Source organism: Streptomyces sp. NPDC046862 (assembly GCF_040704615.1).
Taxonomy (GTDB): Bacteria; Actinomycetota; Actinomycetes; order Streptomycetales; family Streptomycetaceae; genus Streptomyces.
This window is the reverse complement of record NZ_JBEYXP010000068.1, coordinates 34,214-56,627: the sequence shown is the minus strand read 5'-3', so window position 1 is coordinate 56,627 and position 22,414 is coordinate 34,214. Positions and strand designations below refer to the sequence as shown.

Below are 22,414 nucleotides of genomic sequence, written 5' to 3'. Positions count from 1 at the left end.
GCCCGCCGCCCCTACCCGTCCCAACCCCGGGGGCTCCGCCCCCAGACCCCCGTGGGGGGGGGGGGCTGGGGTGGGTGGGTTGTGTGCGGGTGGGTGGGGGCTGGTCGCGCAGTTCCCCGCGCCCCTGAAGACCGTGCAGTTGCCCGCACGGCGGGGCGAGGAAAACCCGCCGTCAGGTCCCGCCGCCACCTTCCGTCGTCAGCTGCCCGCCTTCAGCAGTGCCGCCACGATCGGTCCCGCCGACTCGCTCCCGTGACCGCCCTGCTGGACCACACCCGCCGACGCGAGGTCGCCCTTCCACGCGGTGAACCAGCCGTTGGGCTGCTTCTGCCCGTCGACCTCCGCGGAACCGGTCTTGGCACCGAAGTCGGGGCCGAGCCCGGCCATGGCCTCGGCCGCCGTACCGGCCGCCGCCGTGTACTGGAGGACTTCCTTCAACTGTGACTGGACCTTCGACGGCATCGGCCGCGAGGCGGTGGCGAGGGTGCGGTTGTCCACCGACGGAGACACCAGGTACGGCTGCTTGAAGACACCCGTCTTGGCGGTGGCGACCACGGACGCCATGTTCAGCGGGTTCATGCGCACCCCGCCCTGCCCGATCAGCGACGCCGCCATCTGGGCCTGGCTCTGCACCGGCACCGCACCGTCGAAGGTCGGCACGCCGATGGACCAGTTGTTCATGCCGAGGCCGAAGACCTGCTGGGCCTCCTTCGTCAGCGAGTCGTTGTCCAGCTTCTTGGCCTGCGAGATGAAGGCCGTGTTGCAGGAGCGCGCGAAACTCGCCTTGAACGTGCCGCCCTTGATCTCGAACTTGTCGTCGTTCTGGAACTTCCAGCCGCCGTACGTCACGTACTTGGGGCACGGGTGGACCTTGTCCGCCGAGGCGAGGTCCTTGTCGAAGAGCAGCGCCGACGTCACGATCTTCATGGTGGAGCCGGGGGCGAGCGAGCCCTGGAAGGCCACGTTGAAGCCGGGGCTGGAGTTCGCCACGGCCAGGATCTCGCCGGTCGACGGGCGCATCACCACGACCGAGGCCTTCTTCTTCGCCGCCACCTTCTCCTCGGCGGTCTTCTGCAGGCTCGGGCTGAGGGTGGTCTTCAGGGTCCCGGGCGTGCCCTTGCTGAGCTCCAGCAGGGTCTTGTCCGGGGCCTTCTGGTCCTCCTTCTCGGCGTCCGCGGACTTCGCGTGGACCACGCGCAGTTCGATGCCCGCCTTGCCGCCGGCCTTCTTGCCGTACTTCTCGCGCAGACCGTCCAGCACGGTCCCCAGCGACGGGTACTCGGCGGTCGTCAGCTCGCCGCCGTCCCGGTCGAGCGCCTTCACCGGGGGCGTGCCCGACTCGCCGGTGACCAGCCGGTCGCCCTCGCCGAGGTCGGGGTGGACCACCGACGGCTTCCAGCCGACCATCGGCTTGCCGTCCTTGGCACGCCGTACGACGGTCAGCGACGACTCGTACGAGATCGGCTTGCTGGGGGTGCCCTTGTAGGACACCGTGCCCTTGACGGAGAAGGCGACCTGGTCGCCCGTGCGCTTGCCGCGGGTGAGCGTCACCTCGGTGATGTGCGCGTCCTTGGTGAAGCCGGTCAGCGCGGTCTTCGCGGCCGCCGAGTCGTCGGTGGCGGCCGCCGCCTTCGTGACGGAGCCGCCCTGCCAGGCGGTGAGGAACGCCGTGGCGGCGGTGCCGACCTCTTTCACCGACAGAGGGCCGGTCTTCACGGGCTTGGCGTCGGCGCCGGAGGACGATCTGTCCTCAGCCGCCGCGCCCCCGCCGACCAGGGCGTACGCGCCGAACGCGCCGCCGCCCACGACCACAGCGATCAGCCCGCCCACCACGAGCGGGCGTTTGGTGCTGCTCTTTTCCTCGGTGACGCGCCTTCTCTTGCCCACAGCCCTACGTTCCTCCGCTGTTACCAGGCCCCCGCTGCCCTCACGCTCCTCATCGAGAACGACGGCACCACACTAGAGTCCCGGTGTGACAGGAGTGACGTCAGCCGGCAGCTCGTAGCACGGTTGCGACAATCGGACCGGCCGCGTCGCCGCCGTGGCCGCCCTCCTGGGTCACGGCCGCGGCCGCGACGTCGTTCCGGTAGCCGGTGAACCAGCTGTTGGACTTGGCCTGCCCGTCGACCTCGGCGGAGCCGGTCTTGGCGCCGATGCTGCCGCTGAGCCCGGACATCGCGTTGGCCGCGGTGCCGCTGGTCGCGGTGCGGTTCATCATCTGGCGCAGCTGCTGGACGGTGCTCGCCTTCAGGCCCTGGGCGGTGGCCAGTTGGCGGCCGTCGAGCCGCTGCGGGACGATGACCGGCTGGCGGAAGGTGCCCGTCATGGCGGTCGCGGTGACGGAGGCCATGTTCAGCGGGCTCATCTGCACGTCGCCCTGGCCGAGCATGTTGGCGGCCGTGTTAGGGCCGCCGGAGGCGGGGACCGCGCCGTCGAAGGACTGGACGCCGACCTTCCAGTTGTCCCGGCCGAGTCCGAACCTCTCCTGGGCCTCCTTGGTCAGCGAGTCGACCTTCACCTCGTCCGCGTACTTCACGAACGCCGTGTTGCAGGAGCGCGCGAAGCTCTCCGAGAGGGTCGCGCTGTCGTTCGGGGTCATGCCGTCCAGGTTCTTGAAGGTCTGGCTCTGCCAGGTGGCCGTGGCCGGGCAGGGCGCCGGGCCGGTCGCCGTCGTGATGCCGTCGTCGATGAGCGTGGCGGCGCTGACGATCTTCATGGTGGAGCCGGGTGCCAGCTCGCCGAGGAAGGCGGCGTTCCATCCGTCGTTCCGGTGGTTGGCGACGGCCAGTACGTCACCGGTGCTCGGCTTGACGGCCACCACCGACGACTCGGAGAACTTCTCGACCGCCTTCTCGGCGGCCGCCTGGGCGGTGGCGCTGAGCGTCGTCCGCAGCGTGCCCGCCCTGCCCTTGGCCAGGGTCAGCAGCGTGGTGTCGCCCTCCCCTTCCTGGCCGTGCCGGATCGCGAACTCGACGCCCGGTCGGCCTCCCGCCTTCTCGCCGTACTTCTCCCGCAGCGCGTCCAGGATCGGTCCGAGGGAGGGGTACTTCTCCTTGGTGAGCTCGACGCCGTTGCGGTCGACGGCCTTGATCGGCGGGGCGGCGGCCTCGCCCGTGAACAGCGTGTCGCCCTTGCGCAGCTTGGGGTACACGACGGCGGGGTTCCAGTCGACCAGCGCCTTGCCGGTCGTCTCCCCACGGACGACGGTCAGTTCGCTGTCGTACGCGAGCGGCTTGCTCTTCCCCTCGTACGCCACCGTGGCCTTCACGGAGAACCGCACGGTCCGGCCGGACGTCGTCCCCTGCGTGATCTTCACGTCACGTATGTGCGCGTCGTCGCGGTAGGCGGCCAGCAGGCCCTCGGCGTCGGACGCGAAGTTCGTGTAGTCCGCGGCCTCGGTGGCCTTCCCCTTCTCCCAGGCCGCGAAGAACTTACCGGCCGTCTCCTTGACCTCGTCCCCGCTCGGCGGCCCGCTCTTCACGGTGGACGTATCGGCCGAGCCCGAACCCCCGCCGTCGTCGCTGAGCGCGCTCACGAAGTTGTACGCGCCGTACCCGGCACCCCCCACCATCACGGCGAACACCCCACCGACGACGGCGGCCTTTGCCCCCTTGCGCATCGCGCGATCCCTCCCCGTTGGCGCCCTCACGGGCGACTCCCCCTTGCAGCGTCTCTGAACGGTCTCAGTTTCTGAACGCGTTCAGAAAAGCTTGGTCGCTCGGCACTGTAAGCGACCTGAGGGGTGACTGTGGAAGGAGTTGTCCGAATGTTGTCCGAAGAGAGATCAGATCCGTGGCTCAGACCCAGGTATCCAGCCACATCCGTGAACGCCACGAGTCGATGGGGATCGCCGTGCCCGTGTACAGGGGCCAGAAGTAGATGAAGTTCCACGCGATCAGCAGGACCAGGACGCCCGCGCCCGCCGCGCCCACGACGCGGCGGCGTTCCGTCGAGCCGGGGGGACCGAGGATCGCGCCGGTCATCATGGCGACTGCCAGGCAGAGGAAGGGCAGGAACACGATCGAGTAGAAGAAGAAGATCGTGCGCTCCTGGTACATGAACCAGGGCAGGTAGCCGGCCGCGATACCGCAGGCGATGGCACCCGCGCGCCAGTCGCGGCGGAAGAGCCAGCGCCACAGGACGTAGAGCACGGCGAAGCCGGCGGCCCACCACAGCAGCGGCGTGCCGATGGCGAGGACCTCGCGGGCGCACTTCTCGCCCGCGTCCGCCGGGCAGCCGTCCTTGCCGGGCATCGGGGACTCGTAGAAGTACGAGACCGGGCGGCCGTCCACGATCCAGCTCCACGGGTTCGACTGGTACGTGTGCGGGGACGACAGGCCCACGTGGAACTTGTAGACCTCGTGCTCGTAGTGCCAGAGGCTGCGCAGCCAGTCGGGGAGCCAGGTGAAGTCGCCGCCCTTGCCCGCCGTCGCCGCCCAGTTGCGGAAGTAACCGCCCTTGCCGTTGTCCGGGGAGAGGATCCAGCCGAGCCAGGAGGCCAGGTAGGTGGCGATCGCGACCGGGACCGTGGCCAGGAACGTCAGGCCGGTGTCGCGCTTGAGCACCGTCGCGTACGGGCGCTCGGCACCGGCGACCCTGCGGGAGCCGACGTCCCACAGCACCGCCATGAGGCAGAACGCGGCGAGGATGTAGAGGGCGTTCCACTTGGTGCCGAAGGCCAGGCCCAGGCAGAGACCCGCCAGCCAGCGCCAGGGGCGTCCGCCGAAGCGGGTGGTCTCCGCCACGTGTGCGTTCGGGCGGACCACCCCGTCGCCGTCCGGTGGCAGCGCGGCGGCCAGTCGTTCGCGCGTCTTGTCGCGGTCGATCACCAGGCAGCCGAAAGCGGCCAGCACGAAGAACATCAGCACCTGGTCGAGCAGCGCCGTACGGCTCATCACGAAGTGCAGCCCGTCCACCGCCATCAGCGTGCCCGCGAGGCAGCCGAGGAACGTCGAACGGAAGATCCTGCGTCCGATCCGGCACAGCATCAGCACGGACAGCGTCCCGAGCAGCGCCGGCATGAAGCGCCAGCCGAACGGTGTGAACCCGAACAGCCACTCGCCGATGCCGATGACGTACTTGCCGATGGGCGGATGCACGACGTACGCCGGGTCCGTCGGGATCGGGACCTTGCCGTTGTTCTGCAGGATGAGGTCGTTGGCGTTCTTGGCCCAGTTGACCTCGAACCCGCGGTGGATGAGCGCCCACGCGTCCTTGGCGTAGTACGTCTCGTCGAATATCACCGCCTTCGGGCTGCCCAGGTTCCAGAACCGCATCAGTCCGGCGAGCAACGTCACCAGCAGCGGACCGCCCCACGCCGACCAGCGCGTGATCCGGACGGCCACCTCCTCGCGCAGCCCGAGCACCGCCCACAGCCGGGGGCCGGGCCGGGTGTACGGGGGCACCAGCCGGTCACGGACGTCGCCTCTCGGCTTCGCCGTGTATCCGAACCGGCGCAGCCGCTGCTGCCACGACGGCCGCTGCTCTTCGGTGGCCTGGCCCTGCCGGGTGTCCATGGAGGACGCGGTACTCGCGGTACTGGTCACCGCGCCATCGTAGGGAACACGTCTGTGGGAGTCCCGTGTATGGCCCCTGCGAGGATGGAAACGTGACAGGAACCCTTGTGTTGGCAGGCACCCCCATCGGCGACATCGCGGACGCGCCTCCCCGGCTCGCCGAGGAACTGGCCGGGGCGGACGTGATCGCCGCGGAGGACACCCGGCGGCTGCGGCGCCTGACGCAGGCGCTGGGCGTGCAGCCCTCCGGCCGGGTCGTGTCGTACTTCGAGGGCAACGAGTCCGCCCGTACGCCCGAGCTCGTCGAGGCGTTGGTGGGGGGCTCGCGTGTGCTGCTCGTCACGGACGCCGGGATGCCGTCGGTCTCCGACCCGGGGTACCGGCTGGTCGCCGCCGCGGTGGAGAAGGACGTGCGGGTCACCGCCGTGCCGGGCCCCTCCGCCGTGCTCACCGCGCTCGCGCTGTCCGGGCTGCCCGTGGACCGGTTCTGCTTCGAGGGGTTCCTGCCCCGCAAGGCGGGCGAGCGGCTGTCGCGGCTGCGGGAGGTCGCGGACGAGCGGCGCACGCTCGTGTACTTCGAGTCTCCGCACCGGCTGGACGACACGCTCGCGGCGATGGCCGAGGTGTTCGGGGAGTCGCGGCGGGCGGCGGTGTGCCGTGAGCTGACGAAGACGTACGAGGAGGTCAAGCGGGGGGCCCTGGGCGAGCTGGCCTCGTGGGCCGCCGAGGGTGTGCGCGGGGAGATCACGGTGGTGGTGGAGGGGGCGCCGGAGCGGGTCGAGGCGGTCGGCGCGGAGGAGCTGGTGCGGAGGGTGCGGGTGCGGGAGGAGGCGGGGGAGCGGCGCAAGGAGGCGATCGCGGCGGTGGCTGTGGAGGCGGGGGTGGCCAAGCGGGTGGTCTTTGACGCGGTGGTCGCGGCGAAGCGCTCCGCGGGTTGAGCGGTACTTGCGGGTCGCGCCGTTGAGGGTTCGGTTTGTGGCGGGGTGCGGGTTGTGGTGGGTTGCTCGCGCAGTTCCCCGCGCCCCTGACGGGGCGCGTCGTTGGGGGCGCGGTTTATTGCGGGGTGCGGGTCCTTTGCGCAGATCGGTACGGGCCCGCTCCGCTGACGGGGCGCACCCTTTGGTGCGCCCCTCTGGTGCGACCCTGCGCCCCATGCACGTGTAAAAGCGCCGTGGCGAAAGCAAAGCTCAGGCCTGGTGTCAGGGGGGTTGCGACAAGGGGAGACCAAAACCGCTCCAACACTCGACAGGGCTGATGCGCTCGCACCCACGGAGCAGTCCACTGGATGGCAGGGACGCACCCGTCCTCCGCCCCCACTTGGGATTCAAGGGGGAATCCCGCGCCGTGGGGGCTTGTCCAGCGGACAACAGGAGCTGGCATGACCGAGATCGCAGGGCAGATCGGCCACCGCGGCACGGCGACGGCAGTCGTTCACGAGTCCTATTCCTTCGCCTGCATGCGCTGCGGGCACGGCTGGGAGCAGTCGTACGAGATAGAGCACCACATAGACGGCGACGGCCAGGAGTTCGTGATGTACGTGGCGGAAGGGAAGGTCGTCCCTTCGCCGCTGTCCAAGCCCACCTGCCAGAACTGCGACAACCACGTGGTGCGCATCATGAAGGCGGGGCAGGTGTCCTCGGTGCAGAGCCACCTCCACCGACAGCCCCGTCCGGTGCCGCGCCAGGTCCCGGCGGACGAGGCCTCCGCGGTAGGTGAGGCGACGGATGAGCCGGCCGAGGGCCAGGAGCCGGAAGGCGCCAAGGAGCACCACCACTGGCATCTGTCCGATCTGCTGCACCCGTTCCAGCGCAAGGCGAGCTGACCGGCACCGGACGCCGTGAGGGCATGCCCCCTTCGTAGGATCGGGGCATGCCTTCGAACACCTCCGGCCGACAGGACAAGCGGGACGAGCAGGGGAAGCAGGACAAGAACGCCGCGCCTCCGCTTCCCGAGCCGCTCCGCGTTCCCGTCGCCGACTCGCACACCCACCTCGACATGCAGTCCGGCACGGTGGAGGAGGCCCTCGCCAAGGCCGCGTCCGTGGGGGTGACGACGGTCGTGCAGGTCGGATGCGACGTGAAGGGCTCCCGCTGGGCGGCCGAGACGGCGGCGGCGCACGCCAACGTCCACGCCGCGGTGGCGCTGCACCCGAACGAGGCCCCCCGCATCGTCCACGGCGACCCCGACGGCTGGTCCCGGCAGGGCGCCCGGGAGCCCGGCGGTGACGCGGCCCTGGACGAGGCGCTCGCCGAGATCGACCGGCTGGCCGCGCTGCCGCACGTGAGGGCCGTGGGCGAGACCGGGCTCGACTACTTCCGCACCGGCCCCGAGGGCAAGGCGGCACAGGAGCGGTCCTTCCGGGCCCACATCGAGATCGCCAAGCGGCAGGGCAAAGCACTTGTCATCCACGACCGCGACGCCCACGCCGACGTGCTGCGCGTCCTCAAGGAGGAGGGCGCCCCGGACCGGACGGTCTTCCACTGCTACTCCGGCGACGCGGAGATGGCGAGGGTGTGCGCCGAGCACGGCTACTTCATGTCCTTCGCCGGCAACGTGACCTTCAAGAACGCCCAGCCGTTGCGCGACGCCCTCGCCGTGGCCCCGCTGGACCTGGTCCTCGTGGAGACCGACGCGCCCTTCCTGACCCCGGCGCCGTACCGCGGACGGCCCAACGCGCCGTATCTCATTCCGGTCACGGTCCGGGCCATGGCTGCCGTGCGGGGCATCGACGAGGACGCGCTGGCGACGGCGATCGGGGCGAACACTGCGCGCGCGTTCGATTACTGAGGGCTAACGCTTTCGGTACATCATCAGGGCCATTCGAGTGATCAAGGTCACTGAGTGCCGGCCCGTATCGCCACGCTGTGTAGTCGCGTTGCTTTGGAGAGTGATGGCCGTTCCATTAGGTTGCGGTCTCCCGATCCGGCCTCCGGCCCCCGAGGAGCGTGTCGTCGTGAGCAGAGCGCAGTACGAGACGTATGGCGACGTGTACGGCGAGACGTACGGGCCGGTCCCCGTCACTCCGCCGTACGGCGACCATCCCGGAACCCATGAAGTGGCGACCCTCCGCGCAGGCCTCCCCTACGGCCCGTACGAGGACACGTACCGCCCCGCCTACGAGACGGACTACGAGACGGCTGCCGAGTCGCCGGTGTCCGGTCCGGAGGACTGGGCGCCCGAGAGACCCGGCGGGCGGAGCCGGGCCCGCTCCCGGCGGGCCACGCGCCGCAGGCGCGCCGCCGACCGGCCCGTGCCGTTGCGCCGCCTCGTTCCGCAGGCGCTGGTGGTGGCGTTCCTCGCGGGCGGTACGTCCGCCTTCGTCGCCAAGGACAAGGCGATCGAGCTGACCGTCGACGGGAAGCCGCGCACCCTGCACACCTTCGCGGACGACGTGACCGAACTGCTCGCCGACGAGGGCGTCGCCGTGGGCACCCACGACATGGTGGCGCCCACGCCGGGCACCGCCCTGGCCAGCGGCGACGAGGTGGCGGTGCGGTACGGGCGGCCGGTGCACCTCACGCTGGACGGGCAGCCGCGCCGGGTGTGGACGACGGCGCACACGGTGGACGGGGCGCTCGAACAAATGGGGGTGCGCGCGGAGGGGGCGTACGTGTCGGCCTCGCGCTCCCGGCGGATCGGGCGCGAGGGGCTGGCGCTGGACGTCCGCACCGAGCGGACGGTGACGATCATGGCGGACGGCCGGGCACGGACGATCCGTACTAACGCGGCGACCGTGCGGGAGGCCGTGGAGGAGGCCGGGATCACGCTGAAGGGGCAGGACACGACGTCCGTTCCGCAGGCCGGCTTCCCGCGGGACGGGCAGACGGTCACGGTGCTGCGGATCACCGGGGCCAGGGAGGTGCGCGAGGAGCCGATCCCGTTCGCCGTGCGCCGCACCGACGACCCGTCGCTCTTCCAGGGCACGGAGGTCGTGGAGCAGGCGGGGCGTGCGGGGGTGCGGCGCGTGGCGTACTCCGTGCGCACCGTCAACGGCGTCCGGCAGAAGCCGCGCCGGATCCGTTCCGAGGTGGTGCGTGAGCCGCAGTCGCAGGTCGTGAAGGTGGGGACGATGCCGATGCCGATGTCCGTGCGGGGGGCGGACCACCTGAACTGGGCGGGGCTGGCGGCGTGTGAGTCCGGTGGGCGGGCCGACGCGGTGGATCCGTCCGGGACGTATGGGGGGCTGTATCAGTTCGATTCCGGTACGTGGCGGAGTCTCGGTGGTGCGGGGCGGCCGCAGGACGCGTCGGCGGCTGAGCAGACGATGCGGGCGAAGAGACTGTATGTGCGGCAGGGGGCGAGTCCTTGGCCTCATTGCGGGGGGCGGCTGCGCGGCTGAGGGCAGGGGGTGTCTCGCCCCGCCGCCCCTACCCGTCCCCCCGGGGCTCCGCCCCGGACCCCGCTCCTCAAACGCCGGAGGGGCTGAATTCGCTGGGTGACCGCGGGGTTTTCAGGGGCGCGGGGAACTGCGCGACCAGCCACCCCCGACCCGCACCCGGCCCACCCACCTCAATCACCCCCACCCGGGGGCCGGGGGCGGAGCCCCCAGGGACAGGATGGGACGGGTAGACGGGTAGACGGGTAGACGGGTAGACGGGTAGACGGGTAGACGGGTAGACGGGTAGGGGCGGCGGGGGCGAGGAACGACCCGGCCCCCAACCCCCCGTACCCTTGGCACGTGAGCAGCCCCACCCCCGACGCCCTGCTGGGCCCGGCCGACGTCCGCGAGCTGGCGGCAGCACTCGGCGTACGCCCCACCAAACAACGCGGCCAGAACTTCGTGATCGACGCCAACACCGTCCGGCGGATCGTCCGCACCGCGGAGGTACGCCCCGACGACGTGGTGGTCGAGGTGGGCCCGGGACTCGGATCACTCACCCTCGCCCTGCTGGAGGCGGCCGACCGCGTCACGGCCGTCGAGATCGACGACGTACTCGCCGCCGCCCTCCCCACCACCGTCACCGCCCGCATGCCCGAGCGCGCCGACCGCTTCGCCCTCGTGCACTCCGACGCGATGCACGTGACCGAACTGCCGGGCCCCGCCCCCACGGCCCTCGTCGCCAACCTCCCCTACAACGTGGCCGTCCCGGTGCTCCTGCACATGCTGGAGACCTTCCCCAGCATCGAGCGCACGCTGGTCATGGTGCAGTCGGAGGTCGCCGACCGCCTCGCGGCCGCGCCGGGCAACAAGGTCTACGGCGTACCGTCCGTGAAGGCCAACTGGTACGCCGAGGTCAAGCGGGCGGGCGCCATCGGGCGCACCGTCTTCTGGCCCGCGCCCAACGTCGACAGCGGTCTCGTCTCGCTCGTCCGGCGCGCGGAGCCGATCAGCACCACGGCCACCCGGCAGGAGGTCTTCGCCGTCGTCGACGCCGCCTTCGCCCAGCGCCGCAAGACCCTGCGCGCCGCCCTCGCCGGCTGGGCGGGATCGGCCGCCGCCGCCGAGGCCGCCCTGGTGGCCGCCGGGATCTCGCCGCAGGCACGCGGGGAGTCCCTCACCGTCGAGGAGTTCGCCCGTATCGCGGAGCACCGTTCCGCGGCGGACGCAGAGCACAAGGAGCCGGTCCAGCAGTGAGCGTGACGGTACGCGTCCCCGCCAAGGTCAACGTCCAGCTCGCGGTGGGAGGCGCCCGCCCCGACGGCTTCCACGACCTGGCCAACGTCTTCCTCGCCGTCGGCCTGTACGACGAGGTCACGGCGACCACGGCAGACGAACTGCGCGTCACGTGCGCCGGTCCGGGCGCCGACCAAGTGCCCTTGGACCGTACGAACCTGGCGGCCCGCGCCGCCCTCGCCCTCGCCGAACGGCACGGCCTCGACGCCGCCGTGCACCTGCACATCGCCAAGGACATCCCCGTCGCGGGCGGTATGGCCGGCGGCAGCGCGGATGCGGCGGGCGCGCTGGTGGCGTGCGACGCGCTGTGGGGCCTGAACACCTCCCGTGACGAACTCCTCGCCATTTGCGCCGAGTTGGGCAGTGACGTGCCGTTCAGTCTTGTCGGCGGCGCGGCCCTCGGGACAGGGCGGGGCGAGCAGTTGACGCCCCTCGACGTGGGGGGCGCCTTCCACTGGGTGTTCGCCGTCGCGGACGGGGGGCTCTCCACCCCGGCCGTCTACCGGGAGTTCGACCGTCTCGCCGAAGGCACCGAGGTGCCGGAGCCGGTCGCCTCCCAGGAACTGCTCGACGCCCTCGCCAAGGGCGACGCCACGGCCCTCGCGGGCGCCCTCGCCAATGACCTCCAGCCCGCGGCGCTCTCCCTCTTCCCGTCGCTCGGCGACACGCTGGCCGCCGGCCGCGCCGCCGGTGCCCTCGCGGCTCTCGTCTCCGGCTCGGGCCCGACCACGGCGTTCCTGGTACCGGACGCCGGTCGTGCCGCCGAGGTCGCCGAGGCCCTCCTCGCCTCCGGTACGTGCCGCACGGCCCGCACCGCCACGTCACCCGCGCCAGGCGCGACCGTGGTGGGGACGCCCGTGCGTCAGCCGTAACCCCCGTTACCCGGGCCTGACTTGAGTTCGTGATCTGAGTTCGTGATCTGAGTACGTGATCTGAGTACGGGAGCGCTGACGCCCGGGCGGCCGTCCGCGCGACCGTACCGCCATGAGAGCAGCCGACCTCGCCGCCGCCACTCCGCAGACCCGTGACCGTTACGTCGACCTGTTGCGGGTCGCTTCCCTCGGTACGGTGGTCCTCGGCCATTGGCTGATGGCGGCCGTCACCCGAGGGGACGACGGCCGGGTCGAGGTCGGCAACCTCCTCGCCGAGCGGCCCGGACTCCAGATCCTGACCTGGGCCCTGCAGATCATGCCGGTGTTCTTCTTCGTCGGCGGCTTCTCCCACGCCCTGTCCTACCGTTCGCTGCGGCGCGGGACCCCGGACGCGCAGGTGTACTCCGCCTTCCTGCGCGCCCGTCTCCAGCGGCTGCTCCGGCCGACCGTCGTGTTCATCGGCGTCTGGGGCGCCGCCGCCCTCGTGCTCCAACTCGCGGGCGACGGTGGGGGACTGCTCGACGTCTCGCTGCGACTGGTCGCCCAGCCGCTGTGGTTCATCGGGATCTACCTGGCCATGGTCGCCTTCACTCCGCCGCTGTTGAAGCTGCATGAGGGGTACGGGTGGGGCGCGTTCGCGGGGTTGGCGGCGGCCGTTGCCCTCGTGGACGTCCTCCGGTTCGCCCTCGGCGTCCCCTACGTCGAGTTCCTCAACTTCGCCTTCGTCTGGCTCGCGATCCACCAGCTCGGTTTCCTGCGCGCCGACGGCAGGCTGACGAAGCCGTACGTCCTCGCGGGCACCGGACTCGCGAGTGCCGCGCTCCTCGTGGCGTACGGGCCGTATCCGCTCTCCATGGTCGGGATGCCGGGCGAGAAGATCTCCAACATGGCCCCGCCCACCCTCGCCCTGCTGTGCCACGGGCTGTGGCTGGTCGGTGCGGTGGAGCTGCTGCGGGCACCGGCCGCGCGGTGGCTGGAGCGGCCCCGGGTGTGGCGGGCGGTCGTTGTGACCAACGGCATCTCCATGACGGCGTTCCTGTGGCATCTTTCGGCCATGCTCGGGGTGTACGGCGCCCTGCTCGCGCTGGACGTCCCGCTGCCGGAGCCCGCGACCGGTGCGTGGTGGGCCCAGGTGCCCGTGCGGATCGCGCTCGCCGCCGCCCTCACGGCGGTGCTCGTGGCGGCCTTCCGCGGCTTCGAAAGGCCTGCGGTACAGTCCGACGGGTTCGGGAGGAGGGAGAGTTCTCGCAGCTCAGGTGCCTACTCCGGCCCCGCCGCCGCGCTCGGTGTCACGCTGGCCCTCTTCGGTGTGCTCGGGCTGTCCATGGTCGGGTTCGGCGGTCTGCTGGAAGGCCGTACGGCGCTGGTGATCGCCGTGCACGTGACCGCTCCGGCGGCCGTGGGGATGACGCTCGCGGGGTGGCTGTTGGTGGAGCGAGTGGGATGTTCGCGGCCTCGGCAAGCAAGAGAACGTGCAAGTCACGTGGGGGAGTTGTGAATCTCCGACCTGCCTGTCGGTTTGTGACTCAAGCCACGGTACTTTAATCCTCACCAATCTCCCGCGCCGCCCCCCTTTCATCGGATTTGCCTGCCAGGCGAAAATGGCAGGATCTCGATCCACCGGTCATTTGTTACCGGCGGTACTTCCGTGCGCGCGGTGCTCTCCGCGCGGCGGCGAGAGGGGTTCCCATGGGACACGTGGACCACTTCAGCGCCGGATGGGTCACTCCCGTCCTCTCCTACGTCATGGCCTGTGTCGGCTCGGCCCTCGGTCTGCGCTGCACCGTCCGGGCGCTGGAGGCCGAGGGCGCCTCGAAGCGGAACTGGCTGCTGCTCGCGTCGTTCGCCATCGGCTCCGGCATCTGGACCATGCACTTCATCGCGATGATGGGCTTCGGGGTGGAGGGGACGCCCATCCGCTACGACGTCACGCTCACCGCGCTCAGCCTCGTCATGTCGATCGCCGTCGTCAGCGCGGGCGTGTTCACCGCCGGATACGGGCGTTCGCGCGTGACGTCCGTGGCGCTCGGCGGCCTCGGCACCGGCCTCGGTGTCGCCGCGATGCACTACACCGGCATGGCCGCCCTCAACCTGCACGGCACCGTCGACTACAACCCGCTCCTCGTCATGGCCTCCGTCGTGATCGCCGTCGTCGCCGCGACCGCCGCGCTCACGCTCACCCTCGTCGTGCGCGGTCCGGTCCTGGCCGTGCTCGCCGCGCTCGTCATGGGACTCGCGGTCAGCAGCATGCACTACACCGCGATGTACGCCGTCGACGTCACGCTGGCACCCAGCAGCGCGAAGCTGCCCGGGGCCACGCCCACCGAGTTCCTCTTCCCGCTCGCCGTCCTCCTCGGGTCGTTCCTCTTCCTGGCCTCCGCGTACGTCGCGCTGTCCCCGACCGGCAAGGGGGACGAGTCCGCCGTGGCCGCCCAGCTGCTGCGCGAGGTCGAGCTCTCCACCGCGACCGCCACGTCCCCGGCGGCCGCCACTCCCGCGGCCGCCGTCACGCCCCCGGCCACGCCCACCGCCGCCGTCTGAGCCGTCGTACGCCCGCAGAGCCGCACACTCCCCGAAGAGGTCCCCCATGCGTGTCACCCGTACGACACTGCGTCCCAGATCGGTCCGGGCCAAGATCGTCGCCCTGCTGATGCTGCCCATCGTGTCCCTCATGGCGCTGTGGGGCTTCGCCGCGGTGACGACGGCGTCCACCATCGGCGACACCGAACGCGCCAAGGACGTGAGCGCCGAACTCCTCACCCCGGTCGCCGCGTTCGTCACCGCGCTGCAGAGCGAGCGCACCGCCGCCATGCGTCAGGCGGCCGCGCCCGGCGCACAGCACCTCGACACCCTCACAGCGGCGCGCGATACCACCGACAAGGCCGCCACCGCCGTCCGGGACGGAGCCAACGCCTCCAGCACGGACGCCGGCCTCCTCGACGCCGGACTGCCCGCCCGCATCGACCGCCTCGAAGCCGACGCCCGCGGACTGTCCGCACTCCGCGAGGAGACCAACGCCAAGGGCGCCGCCCAGAAGGTGTTCACGCGGTACTCCACGATCATCGAGCACGCCTTCGCCGTCTCCGGCGGGCTCACCGGCGAGAACGACACCGTCGCCGCCTCCGAGGCACGGGTCGTCCTCGAACTCTCCCGCGCCCGCGAGGCCGTGGCCCAGGAGCAGGCCCTCCTCGCCGCGGGCAGCGGGGCGGGCACGCTCACCCAGGAGCAGTACGCGCAGTTCGTCGGCGCGGTCGCCACCCGGCGCGGGCTGCTCGAGCCCGCGATCGCCGATCTGAAGCCCGCGCACCGGCCGGCGTTCGACGCGGTTCTCGACGGCGGCGACTACGACACGCTCGCCGCCGTCGAGAACCGTGTACGCAGCGCCGGACCCGGCACCTCCGCGGTCTCCGCGGGCTTCCTGAAGGGCTGGGACGACTCCTCCAGTGCCGTGCTGAAGGGGCTCGCCGAGGCGGAGGCCGGCGCCGGTACGGGGGCCACCGCCCAGGCCGACCCCTTCGGCTGGGACACGCTCGGCGCCTCCGGCGTGGCCGTCGTCCTGGGGCTCGTCGGCGTCCTGCTGTCGCTGCTCGTCTCGGTCCTGGTCGGCCGCGGGCTCATCGTCGAACTGCTCGACCTGCGCAACGACGCCCTCGAGGTCGCCGGCCGCCGGCTGCCCCAGGCCATGCGGCGCCTGCACGCCGGCCAGGGCGTGGACATCGACGCCGAGGCCCCGATGCGCCGCCTCGTCGGCGACGAACTCGCCCAGGTGGGCACCGCGCTCACCGCCGTCCAGCGCGCCGCGCTCAAGGCCGCCTCCGAGCGCGCCGAACTCCTCAGTGGCATCTCGGGGATGTACGTCAGCATCGCGCGCCGCAGCCAGGTGCTGCTGCACCGCCAGCTCGACCTGCTGCACGAGCTGGAGCAGCGGCCGCGCGACCCCGCCGAGGTGCAGGAGCTCTACCGGGTCGACTACCTGGCCACCCGGATGCGCCGCCACTCCGAGAGCCTGCTCATCCTGTCCGGCATCGCTCCCGGCCGCGGCTGGCGCGACCCCATCGCCCTCTCCGACGTCCTGCGGGCCGCGGTCGCCGAGATCGAGCAGCCGGGCCGCGTCCAGACCTGGGCCGTCCCGCGCGTCTCCGTCAACGGCGGCTCCGTCGCCGACGTCATCCACCTCCTCGCCGAACTCGTCGAGAACGCCGCCTCCTTCTCGCCGCCCAGCACCAAGGTCCACCTGCGCGCCGCCCGGCTGCGCGACGGGCTGCTCATCGAGATCGAGGACAGTGGCTTCGGCATGAACGAGGAGGCGACGGCCGAGGCCAACCGGAAGATCCAGTCCGATCGGGTCGACCTCCTCGACGCCCGACAGATCGGCCTCTTCGTCGTCAACCGCCTCGCCGACCGCCAGGGCCTGCGCGTCGAACTGCGCCCCTCACCGAACGGCGGGGTCACCGCGGCCGTCCTCATCCCCGAGAACCTGACGCGGGACGACATGCCGGTCCACGAGGCCGCGTCCTTCGGCGGCCGCTAGGGGTGTTGCGAACGCCCCGCACAGTCGGCTGCGCCGAGGGTTTCTTCGCCCCCGCCGCCCCTACCCGTCCCATCCCTGGGGGCTGCCGCCCCCAGACCCCCGCAATCGGCCTGACGGCCTCGTCCTCAAACGCCGGACGGGCTGGATTTTCCAGCCCCTCCGGCGTTTGAGGAGCGGGGTCCGGGGCGGAGCCCCTGGGATGGGACGGGTAGGGGCGGCGGGGGCGAAACAACCCCCGGCGGGCAGCCGAACGCGGCGCGTACCCTGGGGGGTCGATCCACCCCCGCGCTCAGGAGAGTAATGGCCGTCAACCTGGTCAATGTCGAGAACGTCAGCAAGGTGTACGGCACCCGCGCCCTGCTCGACGGGGTCTCCCTCGGCGTCTCCGAAGGCGACCGCATCGGCGTGGTCGGACGCAACGGCGACGGCAAGACCACCCTCATCCGCATGCTCGCCAAGCTGGAGGAGGCCGACACCGGCCGCGTCACCCACTCCGGAGGCCTCCGCGCCGGCGTCCTCACCCAGCACGACTCCCTCGACCCCGAGGCCACCGTCCGCCACGAGGTCATCCGCGACCTCGCCGATCACGAGTGGGCGGGCAACGCCAAGATCAGGGACGTGCTGACCGGCCTCTTCGGCGGCCTCGACATGCCCGGCTTCCCCCAGGGACTCGACACCGTCATCGGCCCCCTCTCCGGCGGCGAGCGCCGCCGCATCGCCCTCGCCAAGCTGCTCATCGACGAGCAGGACATCCTCGTCCTCGACGAGCCCACGAACCACCTCGACGTCGAGGGCATCTCCTGGCTCGCGAACCACCTCCGCGAACGCCGCTCCGCCCTCGTCTGCGTCACCCACGACCGCTGGTTCCTCGACCAGGTCTGCACCCGCATGTGGGACGTCCAGCGCGGCGACGTCTACGAGTACGAGGGCGGCTACTCCGACTACGTCTTCGCCCGCGCCGAACGCGAGCGCATCGCCGCCACCGAGGAGGTCAAGCGCCAGAACCTGGTCCGCAAGGAACTGGCCTGGCTGCGGCGCGGCGCCCCCGCCCGCACCTCCAAGCCGCGCTTCCGCGTCGAGGCCGCCAACGAACTCATCAAGGACGTGCCCCCGCCGCGCGACAGCAGCGAACTGATGAAGTTCGCCGGCTCCCGGCTCGGCAAGACCGTCTTCGACCTGGAGAACGTGACCGTCCAGGCCGGCCCCAAGGTGCTGCTCAAGCACCTCACCTGGCAGCTCGGCCCCGGCGACCGCTTCGGCCTCGTCGGAGTGAACGGCGCCGGCAAGACCTCCCTGCTGCGGGCCCTCGCGGACGCGGCGCGCTCCGGGGGCGAGGAGCAGCCCGCCGCGGGCCGGGTCGCCGTCGGCAAGACCGTCAAGCTCGCCTACCTCTCCCAGGAGGTCGCCGAACTCGACCCGAAGTGGCGGGTGCTGGAGGCCGTGCAGCAGGTCCGCGACCGGGTCGACCTCGGCAAGGGGCGCGAGATGACCGCGGGTCAGCTGTGCGAGACGTTCGGCTTCGGCAAGGAGAAGCAGTGGACGCCGGTCGGCGACCTGTCGGGCGGTGAGCGCCGGCGCCTGCAGATCCTGCGCCTGCTCATGGACGAGCCGAACGTCCTCTTCCTCGACGAGCCCACCAACGACCTCGACATCGAGACCCTCACCCAGCTGGAGGACCTCCTCGACGGCTGGCCCGGCTCCATGGTGGTCATCTCCCACGACCGGTTCTTCGTCGAGCGCACGACGGACCGGGTGTACGCGCTGCTGGGCGACGGGGCGTTGCGGATGCTGCCGCGCGGCATCGACGAGTACATCGAACGGCGCCACACGATGGAGGAGCAGGCGGCGAGGGCGACTGCGCCTGCGACTGCGTCGAGCGTGGACAAGGCCTCCTCGGAGAAGAGCGCGGCCGATCAGCGGGCCGCGAAGAAGGAACTCCAGAAGATCGAGCGGCAGTTGGACAAGATCTCCGAGAAGGAGACGAAGCTGCACGCGGCGATCGCCGAGAACGCGACGGACTTTTCCAAGGTTGCCGAACTGGACGCGGAGTTGCGGGAACTGGTGGGGCAGCGCGAGGAGTTGGAGATGAGCTGGCTGGAACTCGCCGACGAAGCTTGAGAGTTCGCCCGTTCGCCGTAGGGGTTCTGAGGTATGGCGGCTCGCTCTGCGTTGTGGCTGGTCGCGCAGTTCCCCGCGCCCCTTTGGGGCGCGCCCGGTGGCCCAATGGTAGAAAGGTCCGTCCGAGTACGGACTGAGAACCAACACCTCGCGTGACGCGGGTGGCTCAAAAGCAGCGAAGAGGGGGAGCGCGCTGATGACTCAGCCGCCCAGTCAGCCGCCGCAGGGCGGCTTCGGCCCGCCGCCGGGACAACCACCGCAGGGGCCGCCGCCTCCGCCTCCGAACCAGCCGCCCGCCGGGCCGCCACAGCCGCCACCGCCGCCCCAGGGCGGCTTCGGCGCGCCCGGCCCCGGTTACGGCTACCCACAGGCGCCCCAGCAGCCCCAGGCGGCCCCTCCGCCCCCACCCGCTCCCTCGCAGGCCCCCGGCTACGGCCCTCCGGGCCAGCAGCCCCCGTACGGTCAACAGCCCTCGTACGGTCAACAGCCCCCGTACGGCCAGCCACCCGCGTACGGCCAGCAACCCCCCTACGGCCAGCCGCCGTACGGCTACCCGCAGCCGACCCCGCCCCAGCACCCGCAGGCCGGCCAGGGCGGTCAGGGCGGTCAGGGCGGGCGGAAGGTCAACTCGCAGCTGGTCATCATCGTCGCGGCCGTCGCCGCCATCGCGCTGATCATCGGCGGTGGTGTCTGGTACGCCTCCTCCGGCGGCAAGGACGACGACAAGAACAACTCCGCGGACTCCGGCGGCACCGACGGCGGCGGCGACCAGGGCTCCGGCGGCACGTCCGGCGGGGACACCAGCGCCCAGGAGAAGGTGCCGTCCAGCACCAGCGCCGACGTCCTGTTCGAGCTGCCCGCGCCGAAGGTCAAGGACCGGTCGCAGGTCGACAGCATCAAGGGCTCCTGGCTCACCGACTCGGTGTACGCCAAGGGCGGTGTCTACAAGATCGTGGGTTACGACCCCGCCAGCGGCAAGGCCAAGTGGACGCTGCCGCTGGACGGTCAGACCTGTGCGGCCTCCCGTGAGGTCAGCGGCGACGGGGTCGCCGTGGTCGTGCACGAGGAGAAGAAGCGGAACGCCAAGGGCGCCGCCCAGCCCTGCTCGAAGATCACGGCCTTCCGGGTGAGTGACGGCAAGAAGCTGTGGACGAAGGGCGCCGAGATCAGCGGCGCGGCCGTGTCCTTCACCCAGGTGACCATCTCCGGCTCCACGGTCGCGGTGGGCGGTCTGTACGGAGGCGCCGCCTTCGACGTGGACACCGGCAAGTCCCTGTGGGCGCCCAAGGTCGGCGAGTGCGTGGACGTCGGTTACGCCGGCGGCCCCCAGCTGGTCGCGGTCCGCAAGTGCGGCGAATGGGGCGACGAGAAGTACGAGGTCCAGCTCCTCGACCCGAAGTCGGGCTCCAGCAAGTGGAGTTACAAGCTGCCCGCCGGTATCGACAACGCCAAGCTGATCTCCACCAAGCCGGTCGTCTTCGGTGTGGACTCCGGCGAGATCACCGCCACCGGCTTCACGGACGTCTTCTCGCTGGACGACAGCGGCAAGCTCCGCACGAAGATCACCATGCCGGAGGGCAAGTACAAGTCCGACTGCGAGGTCAACAACGTCTGGAACTGCAAGGGCGTCACGGTCGGCAACGACAAGCTGTACGTGCCGACCGAGGAGCACGACGGCAGCGGGTACGCCCAGACCAACGAGATCGTGTCCTTCTCGCTGGGTACCGGCAAGCCCACCGGTGAGCGCGTCGACGCGGGCGAGGGCTACGCGCTGTTCCCGATCCGCATGGACGGGCCGAACGTCATCGCCTTCAAGGACGGCCCGTACAACAAGGGCGCCCAGGTCGTCTCCGTGGACGCCTCCACGCTGAAGACCACCAAGCTCCTGGAGACCCCGGCCTCCCGGGACGTGCTCACCGCGATCAGCAGCATGGTCCCGGACTCGGCCGAGATGCTCTACGCCGACGGGCGGCTCTTCATGGGCAAACAGCTGGTCGGCAAGGCGTACTCGGCGGACGAGAAGAGGTACGCGGCGCTCGCCTTCGGCGCGAAGTGATCCGTGTTCGGCGTCGAGTGATCCCATGCGCCCCCGGGCCCCTGCTGAACGGCCCCGTCCCTGCTCAGGGGCGGGGTCGTGCACTTACCCCTCATCACTCCCGAATGGGAGGGATTTCGGAAATCCGGGGCACTTCTCCCGCCAAGGGGAAGCGCAACGTCGAACAAGCGTGTAGCTTCCGGGGGCATGAAGAGCGGGGGCGGCAGGGGGGACCTGTCCGTGCGGACCAGTGGGCAGCCATAGTGGTGATCCATTGGGGGGACTGGGGGGTTGCTCGATGGGAGTGCGGCTCATGGTGGTCGACGACCACCGATTGCTCGCCGAGGCACTGGCCTCGGCACTCAAGCTGCGCGGGCACAGGGTGCTCGCCGCGGCGGCGCCCGCCGCGGGGGCGGCGGAGCTGGTGATCACCCGTGCGCCGGAGGTGTGCCTGTTCGGTACGGCGGCACCCGCCGAGCCGGGCATCTTCGATCCGGTGGTGCGGATCAAGCGGGAGCGCCCGCAGGTGGCGGTGCTGGTCCTCGGACCGGTGCCCAACCCGCGCGGCATCGCGTCCGCGTTCGCGTCGGGCGCGTCGGGTTACGTACGGCACGACGAGCGCATCGAGGGCGTCGAGCGCGCGATCATGAAGGCGAGGGCGGGCGAGGCGGCGGTGGCACCCTCCCTCCTGCAGGGCGCCTTCAGCGAACTGCTCAACCCGGCCGCCCAGCCCGACGACGAGGGCCAGCGCCTGCTCCAGATGCTGACCCCGCGCGAGGTCGAGGTCCTGGTCCGCGTCGCCGACGGAGAGGACACCCGCCTGATCGCGGCCGGCATGGGCATCGCACCCAGCACAGCCCGCACCCACGTCCAGCGGGTCCTGATGAAGCTCGGCGTCGGCTCCCGCCTGGAGGCGGCGGCCCTGGCGGCGCGTACGGGCTTGCTGGACAGGGCGGGCCCGCTGCAGCGCTCGGCGGAGGGCCTGGACGCCACCCCGGAGTAACGCGCGCCAGGGCCCAGATGTCGGGGATGCCGTTTTGGAGTTCGCCGCGGCAGACAGGGGGGGCGAGTCCGTCTCAAGCCCTCGGACGAGATGTGGGCGCTGAGTCTCGCCTCGGCTTGGGAAGCGCCTGGTCGGCGCGGGTTTTCGTGGGACTCAGCGGACAATTGCGGAGGGCCCGGCGAGCCTGCCGGACTTTATGCCCTGGAGGAGGGCAAGGGGAGCGGGAGCGGTGGTGACTTCGGTGTGTGGGGTGTCGCTTTCGCGGAGGCGAATGGTGCGCGGGGTAGCAGTGAGTTCGACACAGTTGTTGCCGTCGCCCCCGCCGGAGAAGGACGACTTCTGCCAGTGGCCGCGAGCGGACATACGCGTCTCGCACGCTCCGCCTGATCCTGACCATGCACGGCCTCATCTGCCTCGTCGACACCGCCGAACTGCTCGCCGCTGAGCTGGTTTCCAACGCCGTACGTCACACCAAAGGCCCCGCCGCCCTCCGCGTGCTCTGGACGGACGGCGTCCTGCGGATCGGCGCCTGGGACACGGACCCCGAACCGCCGGAACCTCCCTGCCGGTTGGAGCCGCTCGCCGACCTGGACCTGGAAGGTGGGCGTGGATTGGCTCTCGTCCGCTCCTGCGCCGACCTGTGGGGCTGGCAGCCGCTGTCCAGAGGCGGCAGCCGGGGCAAGTACGTGTGGTGCGACCTGGCCGCCGGGAAGCGGAGCTGATCC

The 22,414-nt window shown here is 71.2% G+C and carries 16 protein-coding genes and 1 pseudogene; 13 read left to right on the top strand and 4 right to left on the bottom strand.

Going from position 1 to position 22,414, the window contains the following annotated elements; all coding sequences use genetic code 11:
* Positions 1-198: 198 nt before the first annotated feature.
* From AB0959_RS46360 to AB0959_RS46350, 3 genes are all read right to left on the bottom strand, one after another.
* Positions 199-1,887 (bottom strand): penicillin-binding transpeptidase domain-containing protein, encoded by a 1,689-nt coding sequence (locus tag AB0959_RS46360; protein ID WP_366832956.1) that lies wholly within the window; start codon positions 1,885-1,887, stop codon positions 199-201.
* A gap of 100 nt (positions 1,888-1,987) precedes the next feature.
* A complete protein-coding gene (locus tag AB0959_RS46355) occupies positions 1,988-3,619 on the bottom strand; it encodes a penicillin-binding transpeptidase domain-containing protein (RefSeq protein WP_366832954.1) in 1,632 nt (543 codons plus the stop codon).
* Between the two features lie 178 nt (positions 3,620-3,797).
* Positions 3,798-5,516, bottom strand: coding sequence for a phospholipid carrier-dependent glycosyltransferase (locus AB0959_RS46350; protein ID WP_366832961.1), 1,719 nt, complete (start codon positions 5,514-5,516; stop codon positions 3,798-3,800).
* Positions 5,517-5,608: 92 nt separating this feature from the next.
* On the opposite strand from AB0959_RS46350, the gene rsmI reads away from it, so the two are divergent.
* From rsmI to AB0959_RS46290, 12 genes are all read left to right on the top strand, one after another.
* Positions 5,609-6,454 (top strand): 16S rRNA (cytidine(1402)-2'-O)-methyltransferase, encoded by an 846-nt coding sequence (gene rsmI, locus AB0959_RS46345; RefSeq protein ID WP_366832953.1) that lies wholly within the window; start codon positions 5,609-5,611, stop codon positions 6,452-6,454.
* Between the two features lie 440 nt (positions 6,455-6,894).
* Complete coding sequence (locus AB0959_RS46340; protein WP_366832952.1) at positions 6,895-7,338, top strand: hypothetical protein; 444 nt, start codon at positions 6,895-6,897, stop codon at positions 7,336-7,338.
* Between the two features lie 47 nt (positions 7,339-7,385).
* The gene (locus AB0959_RS46335; protein ID WP_366832951.1) at positions 7,386-8,303 is read left to right on the top strand and encodes a TatD family hydrolase; all 918 of its coding nucleotides are present in this window, start codon (positions 7,386-7,388) and stop codon (positions 8,301-8,303) included.
* A gap of 166 nt (positions 8,304-8,469) precedes the next feature.
* Entirely contained in the window at positions 8,470-9,855 is a 1,386-nt protein-coding gene (locus AB0959_RS46330; protein WP_366832950.1) for a ubiquitin-like domain-containing protein, read from the top strand.
* A 339-nt stretch (positions 9,856-10,194) separates the two neighbouring features.
* Complete coding sequence (gene rsmA / locus AB0959_RS46325; RefSeq protein WP_366832949.1) at positions 10,195-11,091, top strand: 16S rRNA (adenine(1518)-N(6)/adenine(1519)-N(6))-dimethyltransferase RsmA; 897 nt, start codon at positions 10,195-10,197, stop codon at positions 11,089-11,091.
* On the top strand, positions 11,088-12,002 hold the full coding sequence (locus AB0959_RS46320; protein ID WP_366832948.1) for a 4-(cytidine 5'-diphospho)-2-C-methyl-D-erythritol kinase: 915 nt from the start codon (positions 11,088-11,090) through the stop codon (positions 12,000-12,002). The genes rsmA and AB0959_RS46320 overlap by 4 nt, the downstream gene beginning before the upstream one ends.
* Positions 12,003-12,114: 112 nt before the next feature.
* Positions 12,115-13,500 (top strand): acyltransferase, encoded by a 1,386-nt coding sequence (locus AB0959_RS46315; protein ID WP_366832947.1) that lies wholly within the window; start codon positions 12,115-12,117, stop codon positions 13,498-13,500.
* Positions 13,501-13,691: 191 nt separating this feature from the next.
* Positions 13,692-14,543, top strand: coding sequence for an MHYT domain-containing protein (locus tag AB0959_RS46310; protein WP_366832945.1), 852 nt, complete (start codon positions 13,692-13,694; stop codon positions 14,541-14,543).
* 46 nt (positions 14,544-14,589) lie between these two features.
* On the top strand, positions 14,590-16,533 hold the full coding sequence (locus AB0959_RS46305; protein WP_366832944.1) for a nitrate- and nitrite sensing domain-containing protein: 1,944 nt from the start codon (positions 14,590-14,592) through the stop codon (positions 16,531-16,533).
* Between the two features lie 300 nt (positions 16,534-16,833).
* A complete protein-coding gene (locus AB0959_RS46300; RefSeq protein ID WP_366832943.1) occupies positions 16,834-18,651 on the top strand; it encodes an ABC-F family ATP-binding cassette domain-containing protein in 1,818 nt (605 codons plus the stop codon).
* A 196-nt stretch (positions 18,652-18,847) separates the two neighbouring features.
* Positions 18,848-20,707, top strand: coding sequence for a PQQ-binding-like beta-propeller repeat protein (locus tag AB0959_RS46295; RefSeq protein WP_366832942.1), 1,860 nt, complete (start codon positions 18,848-18,850; stop codon positions 20,705-20,707).
* Between the two features lie 277 nt (positions 20,708-20,984).
* Positions 20,985-21,689: a response regulator transcription factor gene (locus tag AB0959_RS46290; protein ID WP_366832941.1), complete on the top strand. Its 705-nt coding sequence runs from the start codon at positions 20,985-20,987 to the stop codon at positions 21,687-21,689.
* Positions 21,690-21,842: 153 nt separating this feature from the next.
* Here the strand turns inward: AB0959_RS46290 and AB0959_RS46285 are convergent, their stop codons facing one another.
* The gene (locus AB0959_RS46285) at positions 21,843-22,052 is read right to left on the bottom strand and encodes a DUF397 domain-containing protein (RefSeq protein ID WP_366832940.1); all 210 of its coding nucleotides are present in this window, start codon (positions 22,050-22,052) and stop codon (positions 21,843-21,845) included.
* Positions 22,053-22,060: 8 nt separating this feature from the next.
* Here AB0959_RS46285 and AB0959_RS46280 point away from each other — a divergent pair.
* Positions 22,061-22,411, top strand: a pseudogene (locus AB0959_RS46280) (ATP-binding protein); the annotation flags it as partial.
* Between the last annotated feature and the right edge of the window lie 3 nt (positions 22,412-22,414).

What these genes read in the sequence shown, in the direction of transcription:
- AB0959_RS46295 (WP_366832942.1), top strand. Translation starts at nt 18,848, where the DNA reads ATGACTCAGCCGCCCAGTCAGCCGCCGCAGGGCGGCTTCGGCCCGCCG.
- AB0959_RS46350 (WP_366832961.1), bottom strand. Translation starts at nt 5,516, where the DNA reads ATGGACACCCGGCAGGGCCAGGCCACCGAAGAGCAGCGGCCGTCGTGG.
- AB0959_RS46285 (WP_366832940.1), bottom strand. Translation starts at nt 22,052, where the DNA reads ATGTCCGCTCGCGGCCACTGGCAGAAGTCGTCCTTCTCCGGCGGGGGC.
- AB0959_RS46300 (WP_366832943.1), top strand. Translation starts at nt 16,834, where the DNA reads ATGGCCGTCAACCTGGTCAATGTCGAGAACGTCAGCAAGGTGTACGGC.
- AB0959_RS46335 (WP_366832951.1), top strand. Translation starts at nt 7,386, where the DNA reads ATGCCTTCGAACACCTCCGGCCGACAGGACAAGCGGGACGAGCAGGGG.
- AB0959_RS46355 (WP_366832954.1), bottom strand. Translation starts at nt 3,619, where the DNA reads ATGCGCAAGGGGGCAAAGGCCGCCGTCGTCGGTGGGGTGTTCGCCGTG.
- AB0959_RS46305 (WP_366832944.1), top strand. Translation starts at nt 14,590, where the DNA reads ATGCGTGTCACCCGTACGACACTGCGTCCCAGATCGGTCCGGGCCAAG.
- AB0959_RS46340 (WP_366832952.1), top strand. Translation starts at nt 6,895, where the DNA reads ATGACCGAGATCGCAGGGCAGATCGGCCACCGCGGCACGGCGACGGCA.
- AB0959_RS46290 (WP_366832941.1), top strand. Translation starts at nt 20,985, where the DNA reads ATGGGAGTGCGGCTCATGGTGGTCGACGACCACCGATTGCTCGCCGAG.
- AB0959_RS46315 (WP_366832947.1), top strand. Translation starts at nt 12,115, where the DNA reads ATGAGAGCAGCCGACCTCGCCGCCGCCACTCCGCAGACCCGTGACCGT.
- AB0959_RS46310 (WP_366832945.1), top strand. Translation starts at nt 13,692, where the DNA reads ATGGGACACGTGGACCACTTCAGCGCCGGATGGGTCACTCCCGTCCTC.